This is a genomic window from Nocardioides sp. YR527, from assembly GCF_900101045.1.
Classification (GTDB): domain Bacteria; phylum Actinomycetota; class Actinomycetes; order Propionibacteriales; family Nocardioidaceae; genus Nocardioides.
Genome location: NZ_FNFN01000005.1, coordinates 579,244 through 585,270, shown reverse-complemented (window position 1 = coordinate 585,270; position 6,027 = coordinate 579,244). Strand labels below are relative to the sequence as shown.

The 6,027-nt window shown below is 68.8% G+C and carries 6 protein-coding genes and 1 tRNA gene; 3 read left to right on the top strand and 4 right to left on the bottom strand.

Features of this window, described 5'->3' with window-relative positions; translation table 11 throughout:
* Nucleotides 1–427: 427 nt before the first annotated feature.
* Nucleotides 428–1,699: a tyrosine--tRNA ligase gene (gene tyrS / locus BLT25_RS18280; RefSeq protein ID WP_091048798.1), complete on the bottom strand. Its 1,272-nt coding sequence runs from the start codon at nucleotides 1,697–1,699 to the stop codon at nucleotides 428–430.
* Between the two features lie 134 nt (nucleotides 1,700–1,833).
* Between tyrS and BLT25_RS18275 the strand changes: the two genes are divergently transcribed.
* Nucleotides 1,834–3,294: a serine/threonine-protein kinase gene (locus BLT25_RS18275; RefSeq protein WP_143033787.1), complete on the top strand. Its 1,461-nt coding sequence runs from the start codon at nucleotides 1,834–1,836 to the stop codon at nucleotides 3,292–3,294.
* Nucleotides 3,295–3,324: 30 nt separating this feature from the next.
* Here the strand turns inward: BLT25_RS18275 and BLT25_RS18270 are convergent, their stop codons facing one another.
* The gene (locus BLT25_RS18270; RefSeq protein WP_143033786.1) at nucleotides 3,325–3,585 is read right to left on the bottom strand and encodes a hypothetical protein; all 261 of its coding nucleotides are present in this window, start codon (nucleotides 3,583–3,585) and stop codon (nucleotides 3,325–3,327) included.
* Between the two features lie 144 nt (nucleotides 3,586–3,729).
* Between BLT25_RS18270 and BLT25_RS18265 the strand changes: the two genes are divergently transcribed.
* Together BLT25_RS18265 and BLT25_RS18260 are read left to right on the top strand one after the other, a co-directional pair.
* A complete protein-coding gene (locus BLT25_RS18265; RefSeq protein WP_091048792.1) occupies nucleotides 3,730–5,169 on the top strand; it encodes a BTAD domain-containing putative transcriptional regulator in 1,440 nt (479 codons plus the stop codon).
* A 9-nt stretch (nucleotides 5,170–5,178) separates the two neighbouring features.
* A tRNA-Ile gene (locus BLT25_RS18260) sits at nucleotides 5,179–5,255 on the top strand.
* 32 nt (nucleotides 5,256–5,287) lie between these two features.
* Here BLT25_RS18260 and BLT25_RS18255 read toward each other — a convergent pair.
* Nucleotides 5,288–5,704, bottom strand: coding sequence for an ATP-binding protein (locus tag BLT25_RS18255; protein ID WP_176884018.1), 417 nt, complete (start codon nucleotides 5,702–5,704; stop codon nucleotides 5,288–5,290).
* A complete protein-coding gene (locus BLT25_RS18250) occupies nucleotides 5,694–6,026 on the bottom strand; it encodes an STAS domain-containing protein (protein WP_091048789.1) in 333 nt (110 codons plus the stop codon). Before BLT25_RS18250 ends, BLT25_RS18255 begins: the two co-directional genes overlap by 11 nt.
* Nucleotide 6,027 lies beyond the last annotated feature (1 nt).

The following is a 6,027-nucleotide window of genomic DNA, read 5'->3' as shown; positions in this document are numbered from 1 at the left end:
TTAGCGGAGCCATTCTCACTTTCGCAATTCGGCGCTAACCGCGCTTTCCCGCTGAAAGTTTGAAGCCTTATCCGCCTCAGTCCTGGAGGACTTTATCGGATCTCGTTTTGTTCTCCAACTCGGCGAATTCTCGCTCTTATCGGATAAACCACGATATCCACGCCACACAGCACAAGACGATCAAACTACGGTTCGTCACGGTCTTGATGTCTGATCCGAAGACCCGACTGAGACTCTGAACCGAGCTGAAGCTCGAGAATGTTGGCGGCCGACTCAGGGGCCGGAAACCCGCTCGAAGACTCGAACTTGCTTCCCGCCGCACCCCGGCGACCAGATGAACATTACGCCTCAGTGACGCGCTTGCCAAATCGAGGAACGCCCCGGGGAAGGCGGTCACCTTCTCCGGGGCGTTCTCGCAGGTCAGAGCCTACTTGAGGCGTACGCCGGCGAACTTCTTCTTGCCCCGACGCAGGACAACCCAGCCGTCCCCGAGCAACTCTTTTTCGCCGAGCGCCGCCTCGGCGTCCTCGACACGGACGTTGTTGACGTACGCCCCGCCCTCGGAGATCGTGCGGCGGGCCTCCCCCTTGGAGGAGACGAGGCCGGCGGCGATGAAGAGGTCGACGTAGGTCGGCAGCTCCTCACCACGCTCCAGCTCGACGGCTCCGGCCTCCGTGATCGCGGCCGCCAGCGTCGTACTGCTCAGGGTGGCCAGGTCGCCGCCGCCGAAGAGCGCGGCCGCGGCCTGCTTGGCCTGCTCCGTCTCCCCCGCCCCGTGCACGAGGGTCGTCATGTGATCGGCGAGCGCCTTCTGCGCCACCCGCAGGAACGGCTTCTCCTCGTGCTGCGCCTCCAGGGTCTCGATCTCCTCGTGAGACAGGAAGGTGAAGACACGGAGCATCTCCCCCACCTTGGCGTCCTCGACGTTGAGCCAGAACTGGTGGAAGGCGTAGGGCGACATCATCGTCGGGTCGAGCCAGAGGGCACCGCCCTCGGTCTTGCCGTACTTGGTGCCGTCGGCCTTGGTGATCAGCGGAGTGGTGAAGGCGTGGACGGTCTCGCCGGTGACCCGGCGGACCAGCTCGACACCGCCGGTGATGTTCCCCCACTGGTCCGAGCCACCGAACTGAAGGCTCACCCCGTGCGTACGGAAGAGGTTCAGGTAGTCCATGGACTGCAGGAGGATGTAGGAGAACTCGGTGTAGGAGATGCCGTCCTCGAGACGCTTCTTCACCGTGTCACGGGCAAGCATCCGGTTGACCGGGAAGTGCTTGCCGATGTCACGGAGGAAGTCGATCACCGACAACGACGCCGTCCAGTCGGCGTTGTTGACCATCGTCGCCGCGGTCTCGCCCTCGAAGGAGACGAACCGCTCGATCTGGCTCCGCACCTTCCCGACCCATTCCTTGACGGTCTCGGGCGAGTTGAGGGTGCGCTCGCCCGAGTCGCGCGGGTCGCCGATCATGCCGGTGGCACCGCCGACCAGTACGTAGGGCGTGTGGCCGGCCTGCTGCAGGCGCATCGCCATGGTGATCTGGAGAAGGTTGCCCATGTGCAGGCTCGGCGCGGTGGGGTCGAACCCGATATAGAACTTCACACTCCCGCCGGCGAGCGCTTCTCGGAGCGCGTCGCGGTCCGTCGAGTCGGCGATGAGGCCTCGCCACTCGAGGTCGTCGAGGAGTGTGGGATCGATGGACACGTGGTGCCTTTCTCAGGTCGTTCTCAGATGGTGTTTCCGGGGCCCGGAACGGGCTGTCCCGGAAGCAAGGGTAGTAGGCGATACCCCCTAGAGTTGACCACTGGCGAACGCGTTCGAGATTTGAGGGGACCTGGGTGATCGCAGGGAGGTACCGGCTCGAGAGGGAGCTCGGCCGGGGAGCGATGGGAGCCGTCTGGCTCGCCACCGACGAAATTTTGGGGCGTTCGGTCGCACTCAAACAGCTGATCGCACTCGACGGCGTATCGGATGCCGCCGTCGAGCGCGAGGCACAGCTCGCCGCACGACTGGTCCACCCGAACGTCGTCGCCGTCTTCGACCTGGTGCGCGACGACGACAAGCCGTGGCTGGTGATGGAGTACGTCGAGGGCAAGACCCTCGCTCACATGGTGCGCGACGACGGCCCGCTGCCGATCGAGGACGCCGCGAGGCTGATCGGTCAGATCGCCTCCGCCCTGCGCTCGGCCCATGCCGCCGGCATCGTCCACCGGGACGTGAAGCCCGCCAACATCGTGGTCGGCCGCGCCGACCGCGCCAAGCTGACCGACTTCGGGATCGCGCGCGGCGTCGACTCCCAGACCACGCAGACCGGTCAGGTCACCGGCTCCCCGGCCTACCTGGCTCCGGAGATCGCCACCGGCGGGCGGGCCACCCCGGCCAGTGACATGTGGTCGCTGGGGGCCACGCTCTTCCAGGCACTGACGGGCGAGCCCCCCTACGGGATCGGCGACAACGCTCTGGCGACGCTGTACCGGGTCGTGCACGAGGACCCGCCGCGCACGCCGCTGGCGGGCCGGCTCGCACCGCTGCTCGAGCACACGATGGCCTACGACCCCGCCGAGCGATGGTCGGCCGAGGACGTCGTCGACTTCCTGGCCGGGCGGTTGGCGGCCGAGAAGCTGGAGCCGGTGGCGCTGCGTACGCAGACCCTTGCCGCGGTCGCGGCGCCGGCTCCGGCCCCGGCCGCGCCTTCGGGAACGGCACAGTCGACCAGCACCCCGGCGCGGCGCCGCTGGTGGCCGATCGCGCTCGCCGTCGCGGCGGCGTTGGTGCTCGTGGTCGGCGGAGCGCTGTGGGCCAACCGCGGCGAGGAGCCGAGCGCGAAGCCGAAGCCGGTGGCGTCCGGATCGCCGCTCTCGGAGGCGACCGAGGAGGCCACCGACGACGCGGACGACGAGCAGTCGGAGGAGGCGTCCGAGGAGCCGACGCCCAGCGAGACTGCCAGCGAGTCTCCGAGCGAGAGCCCCTCGGCGAGCGAGACCGCCGGCGCGAGCGCCGAGGGGATCGACGCCTTCATCCGCAGCTACCTCGCCACCGCGCCCGCAAACCCGGACAGCGCGTACAGCTCGATGCTGACCCCGGCGTTCCAGGCCAGCAGCGGCGGACTCGAGGGCTACCGCGACTGGTGGGGCTCCGTCGCGAGCACCAGCGTCGTCTCGGTCTCTCCCAGCGTCGACCCGCTCAAGGTGACCTACACCTACAAGTACTCGATGAAGGACGGCCGGCAGGACGGCGGCACGGTGACGTTGGGGCTCGTCTACGCCGACGGGAAGTACCGCATCAACAGCGAGGGTTGATCCCGGGAGCCTGTCGGCTCCCGGGATCGTTCAGCGGAGGAGGTCCGGGCGGTCGGCCAGGTACCTCGCCCTCCGCACCTTCAGCATCGTGACGATCTCGTCGATCTCCATGGATCCGGTGCTGGATTCCGTGGGGTCGTCGAGGCAGAGCGTGACCGGGTCGGCGGCAGGGTCGACAGGGCGCGCGCCGGCCTCTGCGGGCGCAACGGCCGACATGACCGTCAGTGCGCTCGCGGCGGCGACAGCAGTGGCGAGAGCGGTCGCGGTGCGGCGGGTGTTCTCGGTGTTCATCATGTTTCCCCTCGGGTCGTGGGGCTGGTGGCCCCGGTGTGAATCTCCGTTCTGACATCGGTCGGTATCGCCGCGGTCGGGGCTCGGTATCGCGCCGGTATCGACCGCGTTGACGGCGCCAGGACCCGGTGCGACGCTGGGCGCGTGGGCATCAGCGTTCTCGGCCCACTGACGGTGGATGGCTCGGGCGACCTGGGTCGGCGGGACCGAGTGGTTCTCTCAGCGCTGGCGACCGACCCCGGACATCCGGTGAGTGCCGACCAGCTCTTCGACGCGCTCTGGGGCGAGCGCCCGCCGGCGTCGGCCGGCAAGATCCTGCAGGGATGCGTGGTCCGGCTCCGCAAGGTGCTGGGACGGGAAGCGATCCGGACCTCACCTCACGGCTATACGTTGCACCTGCCCACCGAGGACATGGACTCGCTGCGGTTCGAGGACCAGGTCGGCCGGGCCCGCGAGATGCTCACCCTCGGTGAGGCCGACCGGGCGGCGTACCTGCTGACCGAGGCCCTGGAGCTGTGGCACGGGGAGGCCTTCGCCGAGCTGGAAAGCTGGGAGCCGGCGGTCGCAGCCGGTACGCGGTTGTCCGAGCTGCGGCTGGAGGCCGAGGAGCTCCGGATCGACGCGCTGCTGCGGGCCGGGCGGTACCGCGAGGTCCTCTCCGAGGCACAGGCTCTGGTCCGCGCCGCGCCGCTGCGCGAGTACCGCTGGGTGGTGCTGGCTCGCGCGCAGTACCAGTCAGGGCAGCAGGGCGAGGCGCTGCGTACGATCCACCAGCTCAAGGCAGTCCTGGCCGAGCACCTGGGCATCGATCCGGGGCCCGACGTGATCGCGCTGGAAACCTCGATCCTCCGGCAGGACAGCTCGTTGCTGGTGGTCGATGCGCCCACCGCTTCGGCCACCTGTCCGTGGCTGGGCCTTCGGCCGTACGGCCTCGAGGACGCCGAGTGGTTCTTCGGGCGGGACGCCGACGTCGCCGCCTGCCTGGACATCCTGGCGCGGACCTCGGTGCTCGCCCTGATCGGGCCCTCGGGCTCGGGCAAGTCCTCGCTGCTCCGGGCAGGAGTGGCTGCGGCCCTGCGCCGCCGTGGTCAGCACAGTGTGACGATCACGCCTGGCGTCCATCCGATGGACTCGCTGACCGCTCTCGCCCGCGCCCCGCGCGGGGCGGCGCTGCTGATCGACCAGTGCGAGGAGCTGTTCTCGTTGTGCGAGGAACCGGAGGAGCAGCGGTCCACCGGCCTCGGCTCCGCCGTGCTCTGGCTCGACTACTCCGACGACGGGTCGCGGCTCGTGTCCGGGGCCGACGACGGCGGCGTCAGCCTGTGGGACGCCACCACGTTGGACCCGCTGGGCACCTCACGTGGGCGAACCGGTCCCGGCCGGCGCGCAGTTCATCGGCGACAGCCACGACGTCGCGATCGCGTCGAACGACGGCACGGTCTACCGGTGGGAGACCGACCTCGACCGGGCCATCGACTTCGCCTGCCAGATGGCGGGCCGGGACCTGACCGAGGAGGAGTGGGACGAGTTCCTGCCCGCGCAGCCCTATCGGTCCGTGTGTCCCGGCGAGTGAGAGGCCGCTAGGATCTGCCCGGGCCGTTAGCTCAGTCGGTTAGAGCAGAGGACTCATAATCCTTGGGTCGCGGGTTCGAGCCCCGCACGGCCTACCACGCAAGGCCCTGGAATGCAGCGGTCCGGCCGGTCACTGGCGCGCCAGGTGGCGCACCATTCGCCAGCGGTTCGCGCCCGGCTCACGGGTCACCGTGAGCTCATCGAGCAGGGCGCAGGCGAGGGGAAGGCCTCTGCCGCTGTCGGCGTCTGCTTCCGGCATCGCGGTGTCGAAGGCGACGTCCGCGGGCTGTGCTGAGTCGTAGAGGTCCGCGACGATCTCGGCCTCGCCGATGCTGACCGTGAGCCGCCAGCGTACTTTTCCCCGCGGCCTGCCGTGCTCGACGACGTTGTTGGCGATCTCGATGACGGCCGTGTCGAAGAGCATCAGGTCGATCGGATCGATCTCGGGGTGCTCGCGGCCGGCGCGCTCGAGCAGCGCGTGCACATGGTCGAGCTGATCGGGCGCGGCGAAGCCCTCGAGCCGGTACTGATGAGGTTCACCAGCCACGCGAGGCGTCCTCGACGGTCTCGTACGGAGCCAGGATCCGATCCAGGTTCGTGAGCCGGAGCACGGCGCGGACCTGCTCCCCCGGGCTCGCGATGCGTACGTCGCCACGGGCTTGGCGCGCGGACTTGAGGCTGCCGATCAACGCTCCCAGGCCCGAGGAGTCGATGAAGCTGACTCCCGAGAGGTCGATGACGATCCGGGACGCGCCGCCGCTCACCAGCTCGTCGATCCGCGCCTTCACCGTCGGTGCGTTGACCAGGTTGAACTTGCCCTGGGGTGCGATGACGACGCCCTTGTCCGATGTGGTTTCCACGAACTCCATG